Annotated in this window: 19 protein-coding genes and 1 pseudogene; 2 read left to right on the top strand and 18 right to left on the bottom strand. The window is 40.0% G+C overall.

Annotation, left to right across the window (positions count from 1 at the left end; all coding sequences use genetic code 11):
• Positions 1-7 precede the first annotated feature (7 nt).
• From thiI to refZ, 4 genes are all read right to left on the bottom strand, one after another.
• On the bottom strand, positions 8-1,204 hold the full coding sequence (thiI, locus tag LZD48_RS09260; protein WP_235762447.1) for a tRNA uracil 4-sulfurtransferase ThiI: 1,197 nt from the start codon (positions 1,202-1,204) through the stop codon (positions 8-10).
• Positions 1,205-1,210: 6 nt separating this feature from the next.
• Positions 1,211-2,350, bottom strand: coding sequence for a cysteine desulfurase family protein (locus LZD48_RS09255; RefSeq protein WP_235762446.1), 1,140 nt, complete (start codon positions 2,348-2,350; stop codon positions 1,211-1,213).
• 741 nt (positions 2,351-3,091) lie between these two features.
• Positions 3,092-4,786, bottom strand: coding sequence for a septation ring formation regulator EzrA (gene ezrA, locus LZD48_RS09250; protein ID WP_235762445.1), 1,695 nt, complete (start codon positions 4,784-4,786; stop codon positions 3,092-3,094).
• Between the two features lie 371 nt (positions 4,787-5,157).
• Positions 5,158-5,793 carry a forespore capture DNA-binding protein RefZ gene (gene refZ / locus LZD48_RS09245; RefSeq protein WP_235762444.1) on the bottom strand — a complete coding sequence of 212 codons (636 nt, stop codon included), beginning with the start codon at positions 5,791-5,793 and terminating at the stop codon, positions 5,158-5,160.
• A 189-nt stretch (positions 5,794-5,982) separates the two neighbouring features.
• Between refZ and LZD48_RS09240 the strand changes: the two genes are divergently transcribed.
• On the top strand, positions 5,983-6,462 hold the full coding sequence (locus LZD48_RS09240; RefSeq protein ID WP_235762443.1) for a free L-methionine (R)-S-oxide reductase MsrC: 480 nt from the start codon (positions 5,983-5,985) through the stop codon (positions 6,460-6,462).
• A gap of 83 nt (positions 6,463-6,545) precedes the next feature.
• Here LZD48_RS09240 and LZD48_RS09235 read toward each other — a convergent pair whose 3' ends face one another.
• On the bottom strand, positions 6,546-8,357 hold the full coding sequence (locus tag LZD48_RS09235; protein WP_235762442.1) for a sensor domain-containing diguanylate cyclase: 1,812 nt from the start codon (positions 8,355-8,357) through the stop codon (positions 6,546-6,548).
• A gap of 399 nt (positions 8,358-8,756) precedes the next feature.
• Between LZD48_RS09235 and rpsD the strand changes: the two genes are divergently transcribed.
• Positions 8,757-9,359 carry a 30S ribosomal protein S4 gene (rpsD, locus tag LZD48_RS09230; protein ID WP_235762441.1) on the top strand — a complete coding sequence of 201 codons (603 nt, stop codon included), beginning with the start codon at positions 8,757-8,759 and terminating at the stop codon, positions 9,357-9,359.
• 86 nt (positions 9,360-9,445) lie between these two features.
• Here the strand turns inward: rpsD and LZD48_RS09225 are convergent, their stop codons facing one another.
• The 13 genes and pseudogenes from LZD48_RS09225 to LZD48_RS09165 all read right to left on the bottom strand — a co-directional run bounded on the left by LZD48_RS09225 (position 9,446) and on the right by LZD48_RS09165 (position 24,799).
• Positions 9,446-11,299 carry an LTA synthase family protein gene (locus LZD48_RS09225; RefSeq protein WP_235762440.1) on the bottom strand — a complete coding sequence of 618 codons (1,854 nt, stop codon included), beginning with the start codon at positions 11,297-11,299 and terminating at the stop codon, positions 9,446-9,448.
• 1 nt (position 11,300) lies between these two features.
• Positions 11,301-12,896, bottom strand: a complete 1,596-nt coding sequence (locus LZD48_RS09220) for an aminotransferase class V-fold PLP-dependent enzyme (protein ID WP_235762439.1) — start codon at positions 12,894-12,896, stop codon at positions 11,301-11,303.
• Between the two features lie 505 nt (positions 12,897-13,401).
• Complete coding sequence (locus LZD48_RS09215; protein ID WP_235762438.1) at positions 13,402-13,968, bottom strand: glycerol-3-phosphate acyltransferase; 567 nt, start codon at positions 13,966-13,968, stop codon at positions 13,402-13,404.
• Positions 13,969-14,162: 194 nt separating this feature from the next.
• The gene (locus LZD48_RS09210; protein ID WP_235762437.1) at positions 14,163-14,678 is read right to left on the bottom strand and encodes a YfiT family bacillithiol transferase; all 516 of its coding nucleotides are present in this window, start codon (positions 14,676-14,678) and stop codon (positions 14,163-14,165) included.
• Positions 14,679-14,765: 87 nt separating this feature from the next.
• Positions 14,766-15,118 (bottom strand): annotated as a pseudogene (locus LZD48_RS09205) (FAS1-like dehydratase domain-containing protein).
• Between the two features lie 276 nt (positions 15,119-15,394).
• Positions 15,395-16,240: a class II fructose-1,6-bisphosphate aldolase gene (gene fba / locus LZD48_RS09200; protein WP_235762436.1), complete on the bottom strand. Its 846-nt coding sequence runs from the start codon at positions 16,238-16,240 to the stop codon at positions 15,395-15,397.
• A gap of 45 nt (positions 16,241-16,285) precedes the next feature.
• The gene (locus tag LZD48_RS09195; protein ID WP_235762435.1) at positions 16,286-17,305 is read right to left on the bottom strand and encodes a LacI family DNA-binding transcriptional regulator; all 1,020 of its coding nucleotides are present in this window, start codon (positions 17,303-17,305) and stop codon (positions 16,286-16,288) included.
• A gap of 117 nt (positions 17,306-17,422) precedes the next feature.
• Positions 17,423-19,336: a 3D-(3,5/4)-trihydroxycyclohexane-1,2-dione acylhydrolase (decyclizing) gene (gene iolD / locus LZD48_RS09190; protein WP_235762434.1), complete on the bottom strand. Its 1,914-nt coding sequence runs from the start codon at positions 19,334-19,336 to the stop codon at positions 17,423-17,425.
• Between the two features lie 99 nt (positions 19,337-19,435).
• Positions 19,436-20,896, bottom strand: coding sequence for a CoA-acylating methylmalonate-semialdehyde dehydrogenase (locus LZD48_RS09185; protein ID WP_235762433.1), 1,461 nt, complete (start codon positions 20,894-20,896; stop codon positions 19,436-19,438).
• Entirely contained in the window at positions 20,877-21,758 is an 882-nt protein-coding gene (locus LZD48_RS09180) for a class II fructose-bisphosphate aldolase (RefSeq protein ID WP_235762432.1), read from the bottom strand. The genes LZD48_RS09185 and LZD48_RS09180 overlap by 20 nt, the downstream gene beginning before the upstream one ends.
• Positions 21,759-21,786: 28 nt before the next feature.
• Complete coding sequence (gene iolC, locus LZD48_RS09175; RefSeq protein WP_235762431.1) at positions 21,787-22,785, bottom strand: 5-dehydro-2-deoxygluconokinase; 999 nt, start codon at positions 22,783-22,785, stop codon at positions 21,787-21,789.
• A gap of 55 nt (positions 22,786-22,840) precedes the next feature.
• Positions 22,841-23,653, bottom strand: a complete 813-nt coding sequence (gene iolB / locus LZD48_RS09170) for a 5-deoxy-glucuronate isomerase (protein WP_235762430.1) — start codon at positions 23,651-23,653, stop codon at positions 22,841-22,843.
• A gap of 120 nt (positions 23,654-23,773) precedes the next feature.
• Positions 23,774-24,799: a Gfo/Idh/MocA family oxidoreductase gene (locus LZD48_RS09165; protein ID WP_235762429.1), complete on the bottom strand. Its 1,026-nt coding sequence runs from the start codon at positions 24,797-24,799 to the stop codon at positions 23,774-23,776.
• Between the last annotated feature and the right edge of the window lie 7 nt (positions 24,800-24,806).

The following is a 24,806-nucleotide window of genomic DNA, read 5'->3' as shown; positions in this document are numbered from 1 at the left end:
TGTGTTCTTATAATAAATCTTCAAACTCGGTTTCTTTACTTTTAGCGGTAACATGGATTGTTTCAATTCCTGCAATTGCTTCTTCAATGGACGGCCTGAAATCATGTCGTGCTTCCATCGCATTGATTTTATCACGGCGAGGTTTCGTCTTTGGTGACTTCGGTACAAAAATTGTACAGCAATCTTCATATGGCAGGATAGAAATATCATAGGTATCAATCTCTTTTGATATATCCACGACCTCTGCCTTATCCATCGCTACCAGCGGACGAATAACCGGATAGTTTGTCACTTCATTAATTGTGTGCATGCTCTCCATTGTTTGACTTGCAACTTGTCCAAGATTCTCTCCTGTCGTGAGAGATAGAATATTTTCTTGTTTACAGACTGCTTCAGCTATTTTGAACATCATTCGGCGCATGCTCGTCATCGCATAGCTATCTGGGATTTCGCGGAATATTTCCTGTTGTAATTTCGTAAATGGTACGATATGAACTTTAATCGACTTTCCGTAACCGACTAATTTCTTTGTAAGATCAAGCACCTTCTGTCTTGCTCGTTCACTCGTATATGGCGGTGAATGGAAATGGATGGCTTCGAGCTGAACACCACGCTTCATGGCGAGATACCCTGCAACTGGACTATCAATCCCACCAGAAAGCAGCAAAAGAGATTTACCAGCAGTTCCGACAGGCAATCCACCAGCTCCCGAAATATTTTCCGATGTAATATATGTTGCCTCAAGACGCACTTCCACCTTTATTTCTACATCCGGTTCATGAACGTCAACGGTATAGTCTTCCGTATTCACTAAGAGATGTTCTCCTAGTATCTGGTTCATTTCTTGTGAACCATAAGGGAAATTTTTATCCACTCGTTTTGCTGCCACTTTAAATGTCCGAGCATTTGCTTTTTTCAATGCTTCCAGTGTCGCTTCCTTTATTTTTTCAATATCATTTTCCACTTTAAATGCAAGGGATAGACTATGAATTCCAAATACTTTTCTGCAAATCTCGATAATCGGTTCTGGCTCATGTCCGTTTAAGAGCACGAACATTCTGCCTTGCGTTCGCTTTACTTTTGCATTTTGGAAATCTTTTAGTTTAACTTGAAGGTTTTCCTGGAGGGCTTGGATAAAGCTCCGAATGTTCTTTCCTTTTAATGCCATTTCTCCGTAACGTATTAATATATGATCATATTGCATGGTTATCTACCTCAAAACTTCCTTAAATTCATGTATTGCCTCTTCTAATGAAACGACAAAACGTTCCATTTCTTCTTGTGTATTGTTATAAGACAAGCTAATTCTTAATCCAGAAACTGCGATCTCCCTTGGTAATCCACAGGCAGCGAGGACTTTGCTCTCATCTTTCTCTTTTGAAGAACAAGCGGACTTCGTAGAGATATAAATCCCCTTCTTCCCGAGCATATGAATCATCACTTCCGGCTTGATGCGTGGCACGGACAAGTTAAGAATATGCGGGGCTCCGTTTTTCGGACTATTGATCTGAACACCGTCCATATTTTCTAACTTTTCCCATAAAAAATCATGCATCAGCTGTAAATGACTCGTTTCGTTTTGCTGTTTTTCTTTTATTAAGCGTAATGCACGCCCCATCGAAACAGCCCCAGCAACATTCTCTGTACCAGAACGAAGGCCATTTTCCTGTCCACCTCCGTGAAATAGCGGGAAAAGCGAGGTTTGTTTATTGACATATAAAATTCCGGTTCCTTTTAAGCCATGGATTTTATGTCCCGAAAAGCTGCATAAATCGATCCGTGACCTTTGAATATCGAGCGGAACCTTACCAAGACTTTGAACTGCATCTACATGAAAATATAATTTCGGATAATTGCTTAATAATTTTCCAATTTCCTCAATCGGTTGAATAGTGCCAAGTTCATTGTTCACATGCATGACACTAACTAATATCGTATCATTTCGAATCGCCTCTTTCACATCATTCACATGAACCCGTCCTTCTTCATCTACTGGAAGAACCGTCACTTCAAATCCTAAGCTTTCAAGACTATGACAAGCCTCATCAACAGAAGGATGTTCCGTTGCTGTTGTAATAATATGTTTGCCGCGATTTTGATGTTCTAACGCAATCCCTTTAATTGCAATGTTATTCCCTTCCGTACCACCTGAAGTAAATATGATTTCATTTGGCTCAACTTGCAGGAGCGATGCTGCTTGCTGTTTAGCAGCATGTAGAAGCTTCTCTGTCGCACCGCCAAGTTGGTGGATCGATGACGGATTTGCAAAAAATTTCTCTGTTGTTTTTTGGAAACTTTCGATGACGGATGGATCTGGAATCGTCGTTGCACTATTATCCAAATAAATCATCAAATTCCTCCTTTCTTATTGTTTATTCTATATTGATTTTGATTTACGCCAAATAATTCCTTAAGAATCGTACTGCATCCAGCTATAAAAAACAAGCCCTTTGCTTAATTATTCAAAGAAACTTCTCCGTTTCGCAGCAGAAACAAAAAGGGATACCTTTACTGATTTTATAGAATCCCCGGAGTTCATTCTACTTATAGCAGCTATTTACTTTCATTCAGCGTAAGTGTCTTGCACGTTCTCATGGTTCGCTCTCTAACCGCCGTTCAGTTCCCAGTGGACGGATGCGCATCCTTAGGCACTGCTAGAGCTCCTCGGGCTACCGCCCTGTGGGGTCTCAAGGCTCGTGCTGTTCCCGCAGGAGTCACCGTCCACCGGGCAACTGAACTGGTTGAGATAATTATTATTAATAGCATTTATTCCAGTGTCTTGTCACGATAAAATCATATCTTTGGAATAATAAATAATGTTCCAAATTAGGTTTTTCCTGGTAGCAGTCCAAACACCTCGAGACTCCTGCGGGAGGATAGGCCTGCGAGACCCCGCAGCGCGATAGCGCGAGGAGGCTTGCCGGACCTCCAGAAGTGAGTTTCGGGCACTTACGCTGAATGAAAACGATGAGCAGTTCTTTCAGGTTCAAGATGGGGACATGTACGTGGTCTATGAAGCATAGCAGGGGACTTTTTCACATAATGAAAGGCTGTATAAAAGGAAAACCTTTTTATACAGCCTGCTTTGTAATTAATCATTCATGACAAGTTGGGTTTCTTCGATGCGTTTTAAGGCACCTGGTTCGACTTGTTCAATTGCTTTTGCAGCTTTTTCTAAAGATAGTTCATATTCATACGATCGGAATAATCGTTCTGCTTCCACAAGTTCAGCGGCAAGTAATGGATTTTTACTTCGGTAGCGGTTGGCATATTGAATGACTCGTTCCGTTAAGTATGCCTGGTCAAGCATCATATCGATTTGTTCCTCAGCTTGTTCAATCGCATTTTCTGCCTCTAGCAATGACCGGTGAACGGCCCCTGTGTCCAATGGGTGCTGGTCAAGCGCTTCTAATACTTTTTTATTTCTTTGCTGTGTCTCTTCCAGACTTGTCCATATAAAGGTCGGTACTCCAGGGATATTGCTTTTACGCAAGCGACGATGCAACTCTTTAATTTGATGATGCATCTCAGACAATTTATCTTTTGCAAGCAATTCATCTTTTCTTAATGTTTGAATTGCTTCTTTAAACGTATCATGCTTTTCTTTCAAGTCATCGATTTGTTCCAGGCTGATTTCAACTCTTCTGCGTAACTCACTATGCGCAGCGTCATTTTCTTCAAAGCTCGCAAGTACTTCCGTCAATTCATTGTTCAATGCTTGAGCTTTTCTATCAACTGCAAGGAACTTTTCCAGCTCTTCATCTTTTACATAATAAGCCTTCCTTAACTCCTCAACTTCTTCCTTTGTTTCGATAAAGGATGTATGTAATGCAGTTACCGCTTCTTTGTAGGGTGGGACATTTTGATCCAGATAATTCTTCGCTAATGCTTCTTCTTCGAGCAACTCATACATTTCGGTAATTCTTTCTTCCATTTCATCCAGATTCTTCTTGCCTTCCTCTAAATTACCTTCCTCAAGCAAAGTCATTACATCCGTAATTCTTTCCTGATATGTACGAACTTCGTTTTCAAAATCAAGGTGCTCGATATAAAAGCCACCTTCCTTCATTTCTTTCATTCCGGAAAGCAGTTGATCCAGTTGAGTAGAGAGTTCATGTTTCGCTTTCTTATAAACTTCAGGGAAAGCATGAACCTTCTCATCCAGTTCCTCTAGCTCGTCCTTCAACTCATCAACAATTTTTTTGGCTTCCATATAATTTCCAGCAGCACTTTCTTCATGGTAGTTCTCTAACTCTTCTTCCAGCTTATCAAGCTGTTCATCGAAATAACGATCTGCTTTCGCATACTGGTAACGATTTTGCGATATTTGCCTGCGCAGCTCTCTAATTGCCGGTTCTACCTCTTCTACTTCCATTCTGCTCGATTTTTCGGATTCGAGTAATTCCTCAAGCTCAGATAAGATACTATCGATACTTCCTTCAATCGATTGAAGAATACCCTCTGTCTCCTTCAATACTTTCTTCGCTTTAGAAATCCGAAACTTATCTGCTGCATCCTCTGCATCAAGTAAATGCTCTTCAATATCAGCAAGCTCTTTACTTACGATATAGTCCCAGCGTTCCTTCCACGCTTCAAATTTCACTTGTGTTTCACCAGATAGGGTGAGATTTTTAATTTTACTAAGTTCACCGGCTACGTTTCTCCCCATTATATCCAACTTCCACGCTTCCAGACGATCTACTTGGTCGTACACGCGCTTCCGTAATATTAAACCGATGACGATTAATACAATGATTGCCAAAATAATTCCAATGAATATTTCCATAGCGTACCTCCTAGCCCCATTTCAACAAGAGGATTTATACAATTAACAGTATGTGTTCAAAAAGGATGATAAAAAGGACAGAGGGCGGCTAAGTACGCAACGTCCTGTTGCAACGCTGACACTAACACGTCCTGTGCGTCGAAATTCCAGGCGGCGAAAGCTCCTCGCACCGGAATGTACATCGATGGGTACATGAGGAGCGGAAAGGCGAGCCTACACAGAAGTTCGAAGTCTCATTTTTACCGGACTTTTTGAACAACCTCTAACATGTATTTAAATTACATTTCATTCAAATCTGTTATGATATAGTATTAATATAGCATGTAATCAGTTACTTTGGCTAAGAAAAAGAAAATTTTGTCTAATTTTTATTACTTTCCCTGAAATTTGTCGGAAACATCTTCATTTTCGACAATAAATTTCAGCCAATTTTGGATAGTTGCCACATATTTTTTCACAAAAACCTCATGCGAGTAATCACCAATCACCCTATCTTTCCATTCGTTATGTAAAATATATGGTGTAATCAACATCCCCTTTAGCTGCATGAGTAAATAATCCCTTTCATCCCCAGGCAGTTTCTTTCCTGCTAACACATTGAAAAACGCCGTACGGATATGAAAATTCTCTTTAGCAAGATAGGTGATGGTCATTTCACGGACAAATATCGAATCAAGAGTTAGTTCGCGCTGAATGAAACAAGTCAATTGAAGTTTTGATTGCTTGTATTGTATAATTGTGAAAATCAATTCGTTTAGCCGATCAATCGCAGACCAATTCTCTGTTGCTTTCAAAATGGCTTCTATTGTTTCCAAGTATTCTTCATAATATTTAGTTACGGCATATTCGAGCAGACCTTGTTTCCCGTTAAAATAATAACTAACGGAAGATACATTCACTTTGGCCCTTTGAGCGATGTCCCGAACGGACGTGCCGTGGAAACCTTTTTGGAAAAATAAAGAGGAAGCAGCATGGATTACTTTTTGTTTGGACAGATTTTTCTTCACTATAATCAGCTCCTTACCTATCCATTACGACAAATTTGCTTGAAATCCTGTAACTTTCGTTCGACAGAAATTTTACGCATGTCGAACTGCGCCGAAAAAACATATATCTCTATCTTACTGGAAACGAAGCAGAAAGCTCAAGTCTATTCAATCAGGCATTTAGTATAACGAAAAATGAGGAGGAATATGATGTTTCAACAACTCAGTTATTCAACAGAACGAACCGAAGCATATGAATTATTAATTAAGCAATTGCATGCACTTTCAGAGGGGGAAAAAGACGAGACTGCTTTACTTGCTAATGCGTCAAGCTTATTGAACCAGTTTCTTGATCAAGTAAACTGGGTCGGATTCTATCTTTGGAAAAATGATGAACTAGTCCTCGGCCCATTCCAAGGATTACCGGCTTGTATACGAATACCATATGGAAAAGGTGTTTGTGGCACAGCAATTAAAGATAAGGAAACCCAACTCGTTCCAGACGTCCATGCATTCCCTGGGCATATTGCTTGCGATGCTGCAAGTAATTCCGAAATCGTTGTACCTATTATACGGAACGGTGAAATTTATGGTGTTTTAGATATCGATAGCCCAATCAAAAATCGCTTCGATGAAACCGATCAACACTATCTGGAAAAATATGTCGAAGCACTAATAACGTATTTATAGGCAAAAAAACGAGCAGCTTTATTGGAAGCTGCTTGTTTTTTTGTGAATAAACCAAAACATTTGTGTCTTCAGCAGAGAGTGGATCAAAGTGTGAGTATGCGATTTTTCCCTTTTGATTTTGCTTGGTATAAAGCTTGATCTGCTCGTTTGAATAAGCTTTCCTGCGTGACATGCTCCCCCCTATACCAACTGGAAATACCACAAGAAACCGTAATAGAAGGGTCGGTTCCTAAAGGGATTTGCTCTCGAATTTTACCAGCAGATCGCTGAGCATCTCTTAATGCTAGTTCCGGCAAGTATACAGCAAACTCCTCCCCGCCCCATCTTGCTACAACCCCGTCGTTACCAATTGCTTTTTCCATTACTGATGCAGTTTGTTTCAATACTCTATCGCCGACATGATGACCATATGTATCATTCACTGACTTAAAGTTATCAATGTCAAAAAGCAGCAGTACCCCAGTTGCCCCATTCTCTTCGTGATCGTTGATTGTCTCTTCTAAATAACGCCGTGTATAAACTTGAGTCAGGTAATCCGTAATAACGGTTGTTTGCAATCTTTCTTTTAAAATCGTATTCGAAATGGCTAAAGCAGAATCTTGCATCAACGACACAATCAGCTTAAAATTCTCAAAACCGAAATAATAAGCGTTTTTATGTAAAACAATTGCAAAACCCATACTTAATCCAGAATAAACCATCGGAATTACCATAACCGATTGATAGCCGTATTTTTCTAATTCCGTTGCATTACCGGTAAAAATCGCTTCTCTTGTCTTCATAATTTTAACTTTATATTCATTTGCCAATTGCTGACCTTGAATTCCTTGAAATAAAGCGGTACTGCCGGTTAAGATATCGAAGTCTTTGTCTGACTTTTCATCAAAATAAATAAAACCAACTTCTGTAGCGCCCGTTATTTTCATAATTTGCTTCCGAATTAGCTCCGTTAACTCCTCTAATTTCAACGCAGCATTTAAATCATGGATCGTATTATTTAATAAAGTAAGCTCGGAAACCTGACTAAGAGAGTCCTCATACAGCATCGTTTTTTCCAATGCTTTCCCGGATAAAAATGCAAACTCCTCGATAAACTGCTGTTCCTGTAATGGAAAATAATCAGTGATCGGCACGATGAGTTCAAGCACACCATACACACTTTGTTCTCCCGCAATTGGTGCATAGACGGTTTTTATCCCTTGCTCTGACTCCACTTCTATTTGAAACTTTCCTGTCATAAATACTTCGGTGCTAACTGGCATCGGCAATGTGTCTGAGTATTTTAATATTTTAATTGGCAGAGTTGAAGTCGCTCCATATTCCAGTGTTAAAATAAGATGGAATGAATAATCTTGATAGACACTTTCCAAAGCCTCGACCATCTGATGTAAGACTTCGCTTTTATCATGTGCCATTAACATTTTCATACTTGTATCGAGTAATAGTGTATTATATTTTTGTTGAAGCATCTTGTTCCATATGCGCTCAACGATGGAAAAAGCTTTTTCAGTTTCTTCCCGTAATTGAAGGAGGACTTGTTCCGTGAGGGATACAGGCTTATCATAGAGAAGAAATAATACGGAAGACTTTTCCAGTTGTATCGGAATAAAGCGAACGTATTCCGGCTTCTTCCCTTTGAAGAAATGATCTGCAATGAGGTCCTTATTTGAAATAAACTCCTCTGGCTCATACTGCTTCAAATGAGAAACAGAAGCAAGTAACCGCAAAGAATTAGTCGTTTCAAAGTGAAGGTAAAGTGCAAGATAATCCGTTTCGAGGTATTCGCTTAGTCTTCGGAGCATTTTTTCTATAAGCTCATTATCCAATCTTTCCTGTTTGAGCATATCCGTAATAATATCATAGTATAGAAGCTGTAATTCGTGATTTTCTTTCATTTATATCACCTATATTTATTTCATTAAGATGTAATGCTGCCTTTCAACTGTATTATACACGGAATAGTTCTGTTTTCCTATGTATGACAGTCAAATTTTACAATAACATCACCTTGAAGTAGGTCTTTTGAATTAATTGACGATGAAAGTTCGTTATTCTTAAAAAAATTATATTTTTCATTGACTTTTTCACTATTAAATAATATAATATACTTTGTGTAAATTTAAGGTAGCCTTTGCGTTCAATGCATTGCAACTAGTTTGTTCCTTATACAGATATAAGGGCGTATCGTGTAACTCTCTGCTGCTGGAGCGATGGTACAAGAAAACAAACTAGCCAGTGTGGTTGACGTGGTGATTTATTTTTATGCAAAAATAAAATCAAAGGAGGAAATGTCTATGGCACGCTATACAGGTCCTGTATGGAAGAAATCACGTCGTTTTGGCATTTCATTAACTGGAACAGGTAAGGAATTAGATAAGCGCCCTTACGCTCCTGGACAACATGGTCCGAACCAAAGAAAAAAGCTATCTGAATATGGTCTTCAGCTTCAAGAGAAGCAAAAATTACGTTATATGTACGGATTAAACGAGCGTCAATTCCGTAACCTATTCAACAAAGCAGGTAAAATGAAAGGGATCCATGGTGAGAACTTCATGATCTTACTTGAATCTCGTCTTGATAACCTTGTTTACCGTTTAGGTCTTGCTCGTACACGCAAACAAGCTCGTCAGCTTGTAAACCATGGTCACGTTCTAGTTGATGGCCGTCGTGTAGATATTCCATCTTATACGGTTACTCCTGGTCAAACAATCGGCTTACGCGAGCGTTCAAGAGAGCTTGACATCGTGAAAGAAGCAATCGAAGTGAACAGCTTCGTACCAGAGTACACAACTTTCAACGCAGACAACGTAGAAGGTTCATACACTCGTTACCCAGAGCGTTCTGAACTTCCAGCAGAGATTAACGAATCTCTTATCGTTGAGTTCTACTCTCGTTAATATCTATCTTATCAAATTAAAAGTATCAACCCCCTTGAAATCACTATTTCAGGGGGTTTTTCTTTGCATTGCAACTTAATACATCATTAATCATATGTGAACCGTAACAAATCCCCAAAGATAATATGATCGGATAAAGACAACTCTTGTCTTGCCACATCCGCATACACTTCACAATTCTTCGTATTTACAACCTCTCCATCTTCTTTGCGGTAACAAATATTATTTTTATAAATATAATCCTCTGACAAAAAACTTCCATCTCGAAAAATAACCGGATGGCTACGATCCCTTGTGAATAGATTATGCCCAAATGAATAATGATGATCAGCACTAATTCCTAATAGATGGAGAAGTGTTGGACGTATATCGATTATCCCTCCTTGTGCCGTAATCGTTTCTCCCGCTTGACCAGGTATATGGATGATTAAAGGAACTTGTTGCTGTTTCATATGATTCGCTATATTTATTTCCTCATCTAATAATTCACTTAAACCTTTTTCATATTTTTCAGAAATGCCATAGTGATCACCTACTAGAACAAACACTGCATTTTCGTACATACCTGCTTCCTTTAATTTATCAAAAAACAGTTCAATCGATTGATCCAAATAACGAGCTGTCGTAATATAGCGATTCACGACATCTTCCCCTGTGTCTGCTTCATCGATAAAAATATCCTCCTCATCCAACAAGAAAGGAAAGTGATTCGTCAAGGTAATCAATTTGGCATAATACGGTTTGGGTAGATCCTCTAAATAAGGAATCGATTGCTTAAAGAACGGTATATCTTTTATTCCATAGTTAATAGAAGTTGCCTCTGTCACCGTATAATCCTCTTTAGAGTAAAATTTATCGTATCCAAGGGATTCATACATGACATCACGATTCCAAAACGTTCGATCATTTCCATGAAAAACTGCTGAATAATAATCCTTGTTTTCTTTTAACAGATGCGGCAGACTATTAAAAGTATTTTCAGGTTTTCTTACAAAAACAGATCCACTTGCCAATGGATAAAGACTCGTATCAATCATCAATTCTGCATCAGATGTCTTTCCCTGTGCTGTTTGGTCATAAATTTGAGGGAAATAAAAGCTATCTTTAATTAATTCATTTAGAAATGGCGTAACTTCTTCTCCGTTCACTTTATGATCAATCACAAAGTTTTGCATAGATTCCAAGGTTATGAGGATAATATTTCTCCCTTCCGCTACTCCGAATAAATCCATTCGTTCCGAACTTTTTGGTTGCGTGTAATCTTCAAGTACATCAGCATCTGCTTCTGTAACAATAAGCGGTTGTAAGGGTGCTTTAATGCTTAACGCTATATCATATAAATGGTAATTTAATAAACCGATTGATTTAACCATCTGTTCCCGGTCATAAGACTCGGAAAAAATATGTACCGATTTTATTAGAGCGAAACAAATAGTTATCATAATAAAAGAAGTACTGACCATCACATACTTTCTTTTTCTCTGTTTCGGTACGGTTATATCAGATTTCTTTCTAAATAGGAACGAACCAATTATAAATAAATCAACGAATAATAAAATATCCCACCAGCTCATCAGTTCTAACGTACTGGCACTCAAACCACCAACATTATCGAACTGAAAAAGAACCGGTAATGTAACAAAATCATTATAAAATCGATAATACAGCAGATCCCCGTAAAGCACTCCTGTACCTACTAATAATAGTCCGAACAAAATAAATTTATTTACCTTTTGTCCAAAATAAAAACTGAAACCCATCGCGAGTAAAAGAGAGCCAATGGAACCTGTCAAAATTAAAAAACTATCAAAAATGGAATGATTGCTAAGATTAAAACCGACGAAGGAGACGATTACCGTCTTTCCCCAAAGAATACTCGCAACTAATAAAGTTAGTTGTATACCCGTTAGCTTTTCAAATAGTTTGTAAAGGTTTCTCATATTAAACCTTCTTCATCCTGTGTTTTAAAATGGCTTCAAGAGCAATACATGCAGTCTCAAACTCCGCTAGTGTTACGTCCCCCATGAATGCAAATTGAATCCAGTTTCGTTCTAGCAGGTAGTCACTCTCGTAACTAATGATAATTCCTTTCGCTTTTAATTCATCTCCAATTTCTTTTGAAGAAACGGAATGAGGAAGTGGAATGGTTAGGATGCCGGGAGAATAATGTTTATCCCCCAAAAAGGATATATCAGCATCTGCCAGCATTCTTTTAATTGCATTTGCCATTACAGTTTTTTTGTTCATATCAAGCCTTTTTGCTGCTTCCTTTAAAGCAGCAATGAGATTAGAGGAATGCGTATATGGAACACTGTCCATTTTAGCGTATTGACCTAGATCCAAATATCTCGGTATTTCCTTACTAGGCCCTATTTCCTCCTGGTGGAAAACAATCGCTAATCCCGGATAAGAACCAAGTCCTTTTCCACTTACTGTACTGGCAAGATAGGTATCCATTAAATCAATTGGTACAATCCCAACCGAACTGCAAGCATCTACACATAATTTTACCTGATGCTTATTTGTTAATTCTTTCAAACGATCCAAATCGTAAAGATAGCCTGTCGATGTCTCGCAATGTACCGTCCATAGCCAGTTGACATCAGGATGTGATTCCAGAATGAATTCGATTTCTTCTATCGTTATTTTTTCATTCCATTCCTTTTCTACCTTTTCGTGCGGTAAATTCATCCGTTCTGCATGATCGATTAACCGATATCCAAATTCCCCATTAGCTAGTATAAGGCCTTTTCCTGGAAGTTTTTTTAGTTGAGCAGCTACTAGATCATTTGCTAATGTTCCAGTACCAACAACAATTTGCGCATGTTCAGCATTCACAAGTCCGCAAAGTCTTTCACGTACTACTTTGATATTTTCTATAAAGTCACTGGAACGATGAGAGATAGGCGGATTAAAAAATGCCTGTTCTACTTCCCTCTTTATTGCCACTGGCCCAGGCAAAAAGTTTAACTGTTTTTGGGTCTTCCCCATCATCATTTTACGAAAGGCTTTGGATGACGTTTCAAATCTTTCTTGTGTTAAGTACATTGGTTGAAACATCGCTTCCCTTGTTCCGACCATTGGACCAAAGGGTTCAAAACCAATCCTTTTATATAACCTGGTTTGACGATCCGTACCTGAAATCAAAGCCATATTATAATCCTTCTCCAAACAATAACGTACAAGAAGTTTAACCAATTGATAAAATACCCGACTCTTTCGGTAACTTCTTTTTACGGAAAGCAACCGCACCTCACAAGGGTTCGCGTCATTCGGCAAATATTCATCTAAATCAGCTAACTTCTGGTCAAGGGAAAATGGACGATTTGCCCGTACGGTAATCATCCCGATAACTTCTTCTCCATCCTTAGCAATGAAATAGATATTTTCCTCATCAAATTTATCAATTAATCGCTGACTCTGATTTTGCTCATGCTGTGGAATTTCTTCTACAAATGTTTCATAATTTAATTGATAAATCTGATCCATTTCGTCTGGATCTGATGCTATCTTATATGTTAAAGTATGTGGTTCCATTTTTTTGCCTCCTCTAACGAGTAGAAAAGATTATTTTCTTGTTGCATTAATGAATTTCATAATACGTATTTAATGCTTCACCATCACCATATGTAGTTGAGTTAGTTCGTTAACAACTACATATGGTAATGGAAAAGCCGACTTTGGTAATTATGAAATTCATTCGCATAGCAAACTATAAAATAAAAATGTTGTAGATAACTTAGTATCTAGGGCTAGCCATGTCTGGCCTCCAGCGCCCAGCAACTAGCAGATCTTTTAGTGGGTCGAGCAGTGCGCAGTGCCAAACTTCACACTCTTCCAATCGATAAAGACTTAGCCGTTTGGTCTTTGTGAGGCTTAGTCGCACTTATACCCTTGTGGTGAAAGTCAACATCAACTCACTATCGTCCGTCGCCTGAGTTTCCTTTATCTCAAAGAGAAGAATGGAAGTTCGATTAAGTTCACCCCATCCTGGGTCAACATCGAACTACCTCCCATCCAGGGAGGCACAGTTTGTACGTTGCTAAACGGACGCTTCCGCCTTTGTTCTAAGATGGGGGATAAAAACAATAATTAATAAGATGAATAGACCGTTTCCAATACAGTATTCTCCCATGATCCATGCTGTTACGGGAATCGATAGCATCGCAATCAGCCCGGAAACCGTAAAGTTTCGTATAAGTAAATAGCCAATTCCAGCGATTATTCCTAAGACAACGATAGCCATTGGAACTAAGAATAACGTCGATGCTAAATAAACGACAACCCCTTTTCCGCCTCGCCCTCCAAGGTGGACCGGCCAAATGTGTCCAACTAATAGAAAAAATGCACTTACCAATAGCATTATTTTATTTTCCGGAAAAAGAAGACTAGTTAAAGAGAGCGCAATCATAACCTTGGCAACATCAATAAAGACGGTATATAAAAACCCTTTCTTACCTAGTTCTCTCCCTGCATTTCTTGCTCCCGCATTACCGCTTCCTAGTCTTCTAATATCTTGCCCAGTCATCCATTTCGTTATATAATAAGCGCCAATCAAACTTCCCATACAGTAGGATAGCAGGACAACCAATGTAATATTCAGAACCATATTCCCCCTAGCAACTTTCTAATACATCCGCACATTTTACAGCTTTTTGTTTGTTAACAGTTATTGTAAATTTCCATTTCATTGTAATATTACATGCAACGTAATTCAAGGTCGAATTTTTTATTCTAGATGAATACAAAAAAGATACGCCTTCCCTTTGAGAGACATATCTTTTTTGATTTAACCTAACTATATTATTTTGCTAATGCAAGTTTAATATGAGCTAAATGATGTTCTTCATGCCAAGCTAATTTAGCCACCTTTGTTGCTACCGTTATTTTACCGTTAATTTCGTGCGTAAAGGTTCGCTCTAATTGTTCTTCGGTTAAGCTATTACCTAAAACGACAATTCGCTCATTGATACCTTCCAATAATTTAATAGAAGGTTCTACAGGTAGTTCTGTATCGGGTTGAACTGCCCATTCATCTTGAATGAAGTTTGGTACGGTTGGATTATCATCTGTCAAAGCGAGTTTTAACCGTTGAAACATGTTCAACTGAGAGTCTGCAATATGGTGTACGAGCTGACGAACGTTCCAGCTACCATCCCGATACGTTTTGCTTAATTCCTCATCATTCAACGAGTCGACGGTTTCTCTTAATCGAGCCGTATATGACTCTATTTGCTTTAACCATTCTTGAACATTTTCTAATGTTACCTTTTCCGGCACTTCTAATTCACCAATTGGGAACTTGACTTCCTTATTCAAAACGATTCTCCCCTATTCTATACGTAATCATAATGTATCCAGCTTCCATTCTTAGCGTACCAACAACCCGGGTAGGCGTCAAATAAGTCAATCCGTCAAGATGACTCCTGCGAAGTATCCGCTTAGCACTTCTTTTCATGTTTATTTCTGCATGTAAACGTCGCGATGATAGAGAATCGATTATTCTTTTTCTCTTCTACTTCCTTGATTGTTACCGTACAACTGATTGTATCTCCAGTGAAAACGGGTCTGAAGAATTCAAATTTCATCGTACGAGCTAACACATTATAATCTCCCCCAACCTTCGTCGGTAATGTGGCAGTCAGCAGTCCTTGAACAACTAATCTTCCAAGTTCATCTGGGGTTGTATGATGCTTTCCTTCATCTTTAGATACTGGAATGAATTTCATAATTACCAAAGTCGGCTTTTCCATTACCATATGTAGTTGGGAACGAACCAACTCAACTACATATGGTGATGGTGAAGCATTAAATACGTATTATGAAATTCATTAACTGTAGTAAACATTGCGACATCTTCTTTCGTGAATGTACAGTAAAAACGAATAATATCTCCAATTTGTAGTTCTACCGCAATTCACTCCCCCATTCTTTTATCGTTAGCAGTCTAACTATACATAACTGTATCAAGTACTAAGTTCAAATTCTATCGAGTAAAAAAACCTCTCTATTCATATATAGGAGAGGTCCAAGTTTTATTTAAAACCAAATTCTTTAATTTTAGATTTAACCGTCTGTTTAATTGCTCCATGGGCTGGATCAAGGATTTTCCTTACTTCATAAATATCCTGATCCGCTGTTACAATTTCTCTTACGGTTTGCGTCCAGGCTTGAGCAGTTTCTGTGTTCACATTTATTTTTGCATGGCCGTAATGAATTGCTTTACGAATCTGTTCCCGAGGAATTCCTGTTCCACCATGCAATACCAGTGGAATATCGATGAGTTCCGAAATCTCTTTCATTTCTGCAAAACCTAATTTCGGTTCACCCTGATACGGACCATGAACAGAACCAAGCGCTGCTGCCAGTGCATCAATCCCTGTCTCTTCAACAATTCGCTCACAATGTTCGGGATCGGCATATTGAATGCCTCCAGTCAGTCCATCTTCCGTACCACCAACCGTCCCGACTTCAGCTTCTACAGATACACCATGCAGCTGCGCATATTCAACAACTTCTTTTGTCATCCGGATATTCTCTTCAATTGAATAATGCGAGCCATCAATCATGACAGATGAATATCCGGCATCAATTGCCGCTTTACACCGTTCAACCTCGATTCCATGATCGAGGTGTAAGGCGACGGGTACCGTAATCCCCAATTCTTTGATAAACATCTTCACAGTCGAAGCAATGATGCGGAAACCGCCCAAATAATCGACTAATCGCTCAGACGAGGCAACGATAACCGGTGCCTTTAATTCCTCGGCAGCTTCAAGAACCGGTCTTGCCCATAATAATGTGTTCAAATTGAACTGGCCAACAGCATAACCATTCTCTTTGGCCGTTTTCAGCATTTCTTTCATCGATACGAAAGCCATATCCTGAATCCCCCTCATCCCTATCGTACCTTTTCAAAAACTTCTTCATGCCTTTGATGATTTCTTCACTGCTTGTGTCGTTCCTCTAATGATTAATTCAGGATTAAATAGTTGCCTATCCTTCAATTGGCCGCCTGCCTTAATTTCTTTCAGTAATAAATCGACGCTCATTTTCCCCATGTCCTCTACTGGTTGGGAGACCGAAGTTAGAGCCGGTACACTTGTGGTTGCTAAAATGGTATTATCAAATCCAATGACAGATAAATCTTCAGGTATGCTTATCCCATACTCCTTTGCAGCATGGATAATTCCAATAGCAAGCAAGTCGTTACAAGCAAATATTGCAGACGGAAGTTTTGCATCGTTTCTTTTGAAAATTTCTTCAAAACAATGCTTTCCACCTTCAATCGTTGCCTCAGCATACATAATATTATCTTCCTGCACTTTCCTGCTCATTAGTTCATGCGCTTCCCGATAACCATACACCCGCATGCGACTACTATATGCATGTTCCGCTATCATGACGATATTCTCATGCCCCTGATTCAGCAGATGATTTGTTGCAATAAAACCACCTTTAAAGTCATCGATTGATACTTTTGATACATTCATTGTCGGATCATCAATCGTCAACATGACAAGCGGTACATTTCGTTCAATCAAATCATCGAGCAACGTGTCATCTTGAAATTTCGAGGCAATAAGAATTCCATCAGCTTGCTTTTGCTGCAGTACTTCCAAATATTTACGTTCTTTCTCCGGATTCGCATCCGTACTGCAAATGATCACGCTCAATCCTTCTTCATGCGCCCGATCTTCAATTGTTTTTGCCATTTCAGCAAAAAACGGGTTCGATATATCAGGCACGAGAAGACCTAATGTTTGCGTGCTTTTTCCCGTGAGAGCAGAAGCCATAATACTCGGCGTATAATTCATCTCTTTCATTGTCTCCAGCACCCGTTTACGAGTCGATTCGCGCATATTTCCCGTATTATTAATTACTTTTGAAACCGTAGCAATGGAAACACCGGCTTCTTTTGCAACATCATAAATCGTTACTTTCATATTGCAGCCTCATTTCAAGCTTTTATTTACTTCAATTTTATCAAATCTATTTCTATATTGCACATTTATGAAAAACGAAGGGATCCATCATGGATATGCCCTTCGCTTTAACTTCTATTAATATTTTCGCGCTTTATCCAATTGATCCAGACGGTTCTTGTGAGCAGCTTGGATTGACTCTTTCTCTGATACTTCCGCAATACCCACGTTCCACCAGCCACCATAGCCGTCAGTCATTGTTTTCGGAAGGACTTTAATATCTATCAGTGTGGAAATGGTCTGCTTCTTCGAGTCTTCAATTGCTTGTTCCAGTTCTTCGAAAGTCCTGACACGATATGTCTTAACGCCATAACCTTCGACTACTTTCGCAAAGTCTGTCGTCAAGATATTACCTGATTTATCATTATTCGCACGGAATTCAGTTGAGAAGCTTCCCATTCCGTTCTCCATCTGTAAATTATTGATACAGCCGAATCCAGAGTTATCAAATAAAATGACGTTAATCTTTTTGCCTTCCTGAAGGCTTGTAATCAGCTCGGAATGAAGCATCATAAAGCTCCCGTCTCCAACCATCGCATATACTTCTTTATCCGGTTCCGCCATTTTCACACCTAAGGCACCAGATATTTCATATCCCATACAAGAATACCCGTACTCCATATGATAGGTGTTTGGCTGCTTACTAACCCACATTCGCTGCATATCACCTGGAAGGCTTCCTGCCGCACCGACAACAATGGCATCCTCATCAAGCAATTGGTTAACCCTTCCTAAGACAGCAGTCTGTGTGAGGCTTGTATCTAATGCTTTTTCATATGCAGCTAACTGTTCTATTAGGCCATCGTCTATCTCGGGCTTAAAATCACTAGCATGGAAATTCGTCTCATATAAACGGTTTAGTTCATCTTGCCAAGCCTTTCGGGCAGCAGCAATTTCTCCGTCATAAAAAGATTTGTATCCAATCGCTTCAAGTTCAGATTCAAGCGTCTCTATTCCTGCTTTTGCATCCGCGATTATCTGAACGGCATCAAGTTTTGCAGCATCAAAATCAGAAATATTTATCGTTAAAAATTCCACATCTTCATGATCAAACAATCGTTTCGATGCGGTTGTAAAGTCAGTGAAGCGCGTGCCGATACCAATAATTAGATCCGCTTCTTTAGCAATCGAGTTTGCCGCACTATTACCAGTAACACCAATTCCACCAAGATTAAATTCATGTGTACTTGGAAGTGCACTCTTTCCTGCTTGTGTTTCCGCAAACGGAATCTGGAATTTCTCTGCAAATGCCCCGAGTGTTTCGGCTGCTTCCGAATAGCGTACGCCACCGCCAGAAATGATCAGTGGTTTCTTTTTCGCTTTCATCAATGCAACTGCTTGTTCCAGTTCATAGCTTTGCGGTTTTCTGCGATTCAGATGGTAAACGCGTTTTTTAAAGAACGACTCTGGAAAATCATACGCTTCTCCTTGCACATCTTGGGGAAGTGCAACAGTTACAGCTCCTGTATTCGCCTCATCTGTTAACACACGCATTGCGTTAAGCAGCGCACTCATCAACTGTTCCGGACGATTGACCCTGTCCCAATACTTACTGACCGCACGGAATGTATCATTCGTCGTCAAGCTCGCATCCCAAGGCTGTTCAACCTGTTGCAGTACCGGATCCGGCTGACGCGTTGCGAAGGTATCTCCTGGCAGAAGCAGTAATGGGATATTATTGGCTGTAGCGGTCGCCGCTGCCGTTATCATATTAGCAGAGCCCGGACCTACAGAAGACGTGCAAGCAATCAGTTGTTTCCGGTGATTTTGTTTCGCAAATGCTGTAGCTGCATGGGCCATTCCTTGTTCATTTCGTCCTTGATACACTTCCAAGTCCCCTGGATTCTCTTCTAATGCCTGACCGATACCAAGGACATTTCCGTGCCCAAAAATTGTAAATATCCCTTTAAACAGCTTATGTTCTTTCCCATCAGCATTAACATATTGCTGATTTAGAAATCGTACTAATGCTTGAGCAGTTGTTTGTCTCATATGCCCACCTCAGTAAAAATATTTTTGTGAAAACTTACTTTTCATGAAAGAGCAGTGTGCTCATTCAACTAAACGAGCACACTGTTTGCTTTCTTATCATTAAGCCCAACGGCCCGTTACAACTTTTTGACGAGTATAGAAGTTCAAACCATCTTTACCGTTTGCATGTAAGTCACCATAGAAGGAATGCTTCCAACCAGAGAACGGGAACATTGCCATTGGTGCGGGTACCCCGATGTTCACGCCGAGCATTCCTGCATCGATCGTTTCACGGAATTGACGTACAGAGCCGCCATCTTTTGTAAAGATACACGCGCCGTTTGCGAATTCTGAAGCATTTGCAGTTGCAACAGCTTCATCCAAGTCCTTCACACGTATGATGGATAGTACCGGTGCAAAAATCTCATCCTGCCAGATTGTCATATCTTTCGTTACATTATCAAAGATAGTTGGACCTACGAAGTAGCCCTCTTTATCCACAGCAGCATCTTTACGACCATCACGAATAAGGTCTGCACCTTCTTCGATACCTTTTTCGATATAGCCTACCGTGCGCTCTTTATGCTGTTCACGGATTACTGGACCCAAGAACACACTATCGTCAAGTCCATTACCAATATTTAATTCATTTGCTTTCTGGACAAGCTGTTCAATGAATTCATCTGCTACTTCATCTTCAACTGTAACGACAGCAGCTGCCATGCAACGCTCCCCTGCTGAACCAAACGCAGCATTGATTACTTGTGTTGTCGCATTATCCATATTCGCATCTTTCAGTACAATCGAATGGTTTTTCGCTCCTGCCAGTGCTTGTACTCGCTTCAAGTTATCTGTCCCGCGTTTGTACACATACTCAGCAACCGGCTGAGAACCAACGAAAGAAATTCCGGCAACTTGCTTATGATCAAGCAATCCGTTTACGACGTCATGCGCGCCATGAACAATGTTCATTACCCCTTTTGGAACTCCTGCTTCTTCTAATAATTCAACGAGGCGGATTGCTGTTAAAGGCGTACGCTCAGATGGCTTCAATACGAACGTGTTACCAGTAGCTAACGCCATTGGAAACATCCAAGCTGGAACCATCATTGGGAAGTTGAATGGTGTAATTCCACCGATTACTCCGATTGGATAACGGTACGTGCTTGCTTCAAGTCCAGTAGCAATGGACGCAAGGCTGTCACCCATCATTAATGTTGGTGCGCCTGCTGCGAATTCCACGTTTTCAATTCCACGTTGTACTTCCCCTTTTGCTTCCGCCAAGTTTTTACCGTTCTCTTTTGTAATAATCTCAGCGATTTCATCCCAATGTTCAACAAGTAGCTGCTGGTATTTGAATAGAATTCGCGCACGTCTTGGAACAGCTAGATCTTTCCACGTTTGAAATGCTTCATGAGCAGCACGAACCGCTTCGTCCACTTCTTCTACTGTAGAAACTGGTACGTGAGCAAGAACTTCACCAGTAGCCGGGTTAAAGACCTCTTCCTTTTTATCAGATTTGGACTCCACCCATTCCCCATTTATATAGTTCTTTAATACTTCAGTCTGTACTTTCTCCATTACTCATTTCCTCCTCTAAAGTATTCGCTCTAGTTGAATTCAACAAAAGCATTTTATTTATTGCAGCTTGTTTCACTTTTTCCATCGCGTCTGGGAACAATTCCAGCCGGTCATAGACAACCGGGTCTGCCTCCACTTGTTTGCGGAGAGATCTCCCGAAAGCCATCCGAAGCGCGGTTCCGATATTCACCTTACCAAAGCTAGTTGCCGCAAGCTTTCTTAAATTCTCATCGGATATACCTGTTGCACCGTGCATCACAAGCGGGATATCAACTACTGCTTCAATCGCTTTAATCAATTCAAAATCAATCTCAGCAGTCTGTTCTTCCATTCGGTGTAAAGAACCAACAGACACAGCAAGGCAGTCAACACCAGTTTCCACAGCAAAGCGCTGGGCGTCGTACGGACTTGTATGTTCTTGTTTGATATGCCTGTATTTATCCCGATAAGCAACTGAGCCAACTTCTGCCTCAACCGGAATATCGAATGCATGGGCAAGCTTCACAATTTCTTTCGTCTTTCGGATATTCTCTTCAATTGGTAATTGGGAACCATCATACATGACGGAACTATACCCCGCATGAATTGCTTTTGCCACTGTTTCATAATCAGCACCGTGATCTAGATGAATGACGACCGGAACTGTCGCTTGTTCCGCCATGGTAACGAGCATCCTGCCAAATACAGCTACAGGAATATGCTCGAGTGCCACTTTGTTTGTCGCTAGAATGACTGGTGCCCCCAAGTGTTCCGCAGCATCAATACAAGCTTTCGCATCTTCAAACCCGAATATATTGAAGGCCGGGATAGCATATTTCTTCTTCGTTGTGTCTTTTAGCACGTCTCGGAGCATTGCTAACATCTATCGCACTTCCTTTTCCAGCAACTAGTTATACGCCGACTTTTTCAGCTGTATTGATAAATTCGTTCAATTCTTCAACAGTAGGCATCGCCTCGGAACAGCTATGTCTAGAAATCACAATTGCTGCTGATGCACTACCGTATTCCATCACTTTTGGTATATCCCAGCCATGCATAAGGCCATAAATAAAGGCTGAAGCGTAGGAGTCTCCTGCACCGAATGTTTTAAGCACTCTTGTTTTGAATGTAGCGCTTGTAAATGACTCACCTTGTTTCGTATAAGCAATCGAACCTTCTGCTCCATGCTTGATGATGACGATTTCTGCATGGTGGCTGAACCATTTCCCAGCTGTTTCTTCGTCTGTGCTCTTTTCCTTTTGGAATTGTTCCATCATGTCGAATTCATCGCGAGTTCCAATAATGACATCACATTTCTCTGCCGCCAAGTTGTAATATGTTGCCGTCTCTTTATCGTCGTTCCAAGTATACGGACGATAATCAAGATCAAAGATGACGACTACATCATGTTTACGAGCATAGTCAAGAGCTAGAAATACCGCTTCCCTTGATGGACTCGCTGCAAGCGCTGTCCCAGAAACGAGAAGTGACTTCGACTGTTTGATATAGTCTTCCGATACGTTTGATGTATCTAACTTCAAGTCAGCAACATTATCGCGGTACATGAGAATACTGCAATCTTCGGGACTCTTAATCTCTGTAAAAGCGAGGCCGGTAACAGCACCGGTATCATCAACAGATACATTTGATATATCAATATCATTTTCTTCTAAATAAGTTACAATGTAGCGACCCATTTGGTCATCGGATACCTTTCCGATGAAGCCGGTTTTTTTTCCAAGTCTTGCTGCACCGATCGTAATGTTAGCTGGAGAGCCACCGACATATTTCGTAAATGACCTTGTCTCTTCCATTGGACGGTTGATTTGATCAGCATTTAAATCGATACAGAGCCGACCAATTCCAACTAAATCTAATAGACGGCCTTCTTTAAAATTCAAGTTATACAAAGCCTTCTCCTCCCTTATGTTTCTATATTGCATCTGCTAGAGGTCTGCACCTTCCTTAGCGTTTTACCCCTTCGAATAACCATTCATGATCTTTTTCATTATTGAATTTCCATGTACGCTTTGGCCCTGCCATGACGTTCAAGTAATAACATTCATAACCTGGTACCGCAGTAAATGGATGATACCCTTCCGGAACTAATACGACATTTCTATGTTCTACTGTCATTGCTTCGTCGAGACTGCGATCATCGTTGTATACCCGCTGGAACGCAAACCCTTGACTTGGGTTGACTTCGTGATAATACGTTTCTTCCAAATAAGATTCATGTGGTAAGTTATCTTTATCGTGCTTATGCGGTGGGTAGCTTGATGTATTTCCATCTGGTGTATACACTTCCACTACAAGCAGACTGTCTGCATCTTTTCCTTCTGGTAAGATATCGTGAATCTTCCTGCTCATTTTTCCAGAACCGCGATCAGACTGTTCCACATCTTCTGGAGCAATCAGACGAGCTTCGTATGTTCCTTTACCAGGTGCCGCACATACAGCTAACTCTAAATCGGATAATGCTTCTACTTCATAATAATCGTCATTTGGAATATATACGGAATATGGGGGTATTTTCTCAAATACACTCATTCGTTCTCCGATTTCGTTAAATGCCTTTTCATTTGTTTTAACATTTGCTTTTCCTGATAGAAGTACGAGGCAAACTTCATCTGTTCCTGTTTCCTTTTTCAAAGAAGCTCCCTCTTTTAATGAATAGACTTGAAAACCGACATATTCCCAACCTGCTGATTCAGGAGTAACATCAATGATCTTCCCGTCTTGATCAACTTCCTCGGGCTTAACCAGTAACTTAGACACATAATCCCTCCATAATCTTTTTGGAAACGCTTAAGTTAAGCGCTTAACCTAATCTGACCATAGTCTATAATACTCTTAATATTATTGCAAGTGAAGTGTTTCAAAAAATTAATTATTCTATTATTTGCCTATAAGTTGCTTATCCAGCAGGTTAATCTTCTTCCCGGTCTTATAGGATTCTGTTGCAGCTACAGCGATTTCAAGTGCAATTTTACCGTCTACTTCATTAACAAGTGGGGATTCCCCTTTTCTAAGCTGCTCGATAAAGGATACCATCTCCAACAAATAGGCATCTGAGAATTGAGTTGCAAAGTCTGGTAAAATATCATGTGTTCTGCCCTTGTTTTTTAGAACATACATATCTAGATTGCGCATAGAACCAAGCTGGATTGCCCCTTCTGTACCAATGATTTCTGCACGGATATCATAGCCGTAATGTGCATTTCTGCTTGCTTCTACGTCTGCTGCAGCTCCGCCGTCAAACGTCAAGTATGTTAATGCTTGGTCAACGTCTCCATGTTCTGCCACATACTCATGCTGAACAACACTGCCATGAGCAATGACCTCCTTCACTTCTTGACCGAGGAAGAATCTAGCCGTATCATATTCATGAATGGAGAAGTCGAGATAAAGTCCGCCACTATTTTGAATGAATTCTGGTGGTGGAGTATTTCCGTCTCTTGAAAGTCCCTTGAAGTAAAGCGGTTTACCGATATCTCCGGCTTCAATCCGGCGTTTTGCTTCTGCATAATCTGGGTCAAATCGTCTCATAAAGCCAACTTGGCAAAATATATTATTAGTTTGAATCACTTCAATCACTTCATCTGCTTGCTCTAAAGTTTCCGTGATCGGTTTCTCTGTGAAAATATGTTTACCGTTTGCTGCAGCCTTTTGAATCATTTCATGGTGCGTGCTAGTCGGTGTAATAATAGCAACTGCATCAATATTTGGATCCTCAAAAATATCATCTGGATTATCCGTCCATTTTGCTACACCAATTTGTCTGGCAACTTCTTCCGCACGCCCTGGCATTTGGTCTGCTACTGCAACAAGTTCTGCGCCTTTTACTTTTTGTGCGAGATTCTCGGCATGCCAAAATCCTAACCTTCCTAAACCAAGTACTGCAATTCGAATAGATTCTTTCATTTTATAT

This window comes from Oceanobacillus alkalisoli, assembly GCF_021556485.1.
GTDB classification, from domain to species: Bacteria; Bacillota; Bacilli; order Bacillales; family Amphibacillaceae; genus Oceanobacillus; species Oceanobacillus alkalisoli.
This window is presented reverse-complemented; position numbering and strand designations above follow the sequence as displayed.

What these genes read in the sequence shown, in the direction of transcription:
- thiI (WP_235762447.1), bottom strand. Translation starts at nt 1,204, where the DNA reads ATGCAATATGATCATATATTAATACGTTACGGAGAAATGGCATTAAAA.
- LZD48_RS09255 (WP_235762446.1), bottom strand. Translation starts at nt 2,350, where the DNA reads ATGATTTATTTGGATAATAGTGCAACGACGATTCCAGATCCATCCGTC.
- ezrA (WP_235762445.1), bottom strand. Translation starts at nt 4,786, where the DNA reads ATGGAAATATTCATTGGAATTATTTTGGCAATCATTGTATTAATCGTC.
- LZD48_RS09240 (WP_235762443.1), top strand. Translation starts at nt 5,983, where the DNA reads ATGTTTCAACAACTCAGTTATTCAACAGAACGAACCGAAGCATATGAA.
- LZD48_RS09235 (WP_235762442.1), bottom strand. Translation starts at nt 8,357, where the DNA reads ATGAAAGAAAATCACGAATTACAGCTTCTATACTATGATATTATTACG.
- rpsD (WP_235762441.1), top strand. Translation starts at nt 8,757, where the DNA reads ATGGCACGCTATACAGGTCCTGTATGGAAGAAATCACGTCGTTTTGGC.
- LZD48_RS09225 (WP_235762440.1), bottom strand. Translation starts at nt 11,299, where the DNA reads ATGAGAAACCTTTACAAACTATTTGAAAAGCTAACGGGTATACAACTA.
- LZD48_RS09220 (WP_235762439.1), bottom strand. Translation starts at nt 12,896, where the DNA reads ATGGAACCACATACTTTAACATATAAGATAGCATCAGATCCAGACGAA.
- LZD48_RS09215 (WP_235762438.1), bottom strand. Translation starts at nt 13,968, where the DNA reads ATGGTTCTGAATATTACATTGGTTGTCCTGCTATCCTACTGTATGGGA.
- fba (WP_235762436.1), bottom strand. Translation starts at nt 16,240, where the DNA reads ATGGCTTTCGTATCGATGAAAGAAATGCTGAAAACGGCCAAAGAGAAT.
- LZD48_RS09195 (WP_235762435.1), bottom strand. Translation starts at nt 17,305, where the DNA reads ATGAAAGTAACGATTTATGATGTTGCAAAAGAAGCCGGTGTTTCCATT.
- iolD (WP_235762434.1), bottom strand. Translation starts at nt 19,336, where the DNA reads ATGAGACAAACAACTGCTCAAGCATTAGTACGATTTCTAAATCAGCAA.
- LZD48_RS09185 (WP_235762433.1), bottom strand. Translation starts at nt 20,896, where the DNA reads ATGGAGAAAGTACAGACTGAAGTATTAAAGAACTATATAAATGGGGAA.
- LZD48_RS09180 (WP_235762432.1), bottom strand. Translation starts at nt 21,758, where the DNA reads ATGTTAGCAATGCTCCGAGACGTGCTAAAAGACACAACGAAGAAGAAA.
- LZD48_RS09165 (WP_235762429.1), bottom strand. Translation starts at nt 24,799, where the DNA reads ATGAAAGAATCTATTCGAATTGCAGTACTTGGTTTAGGAAGGTTAGGA.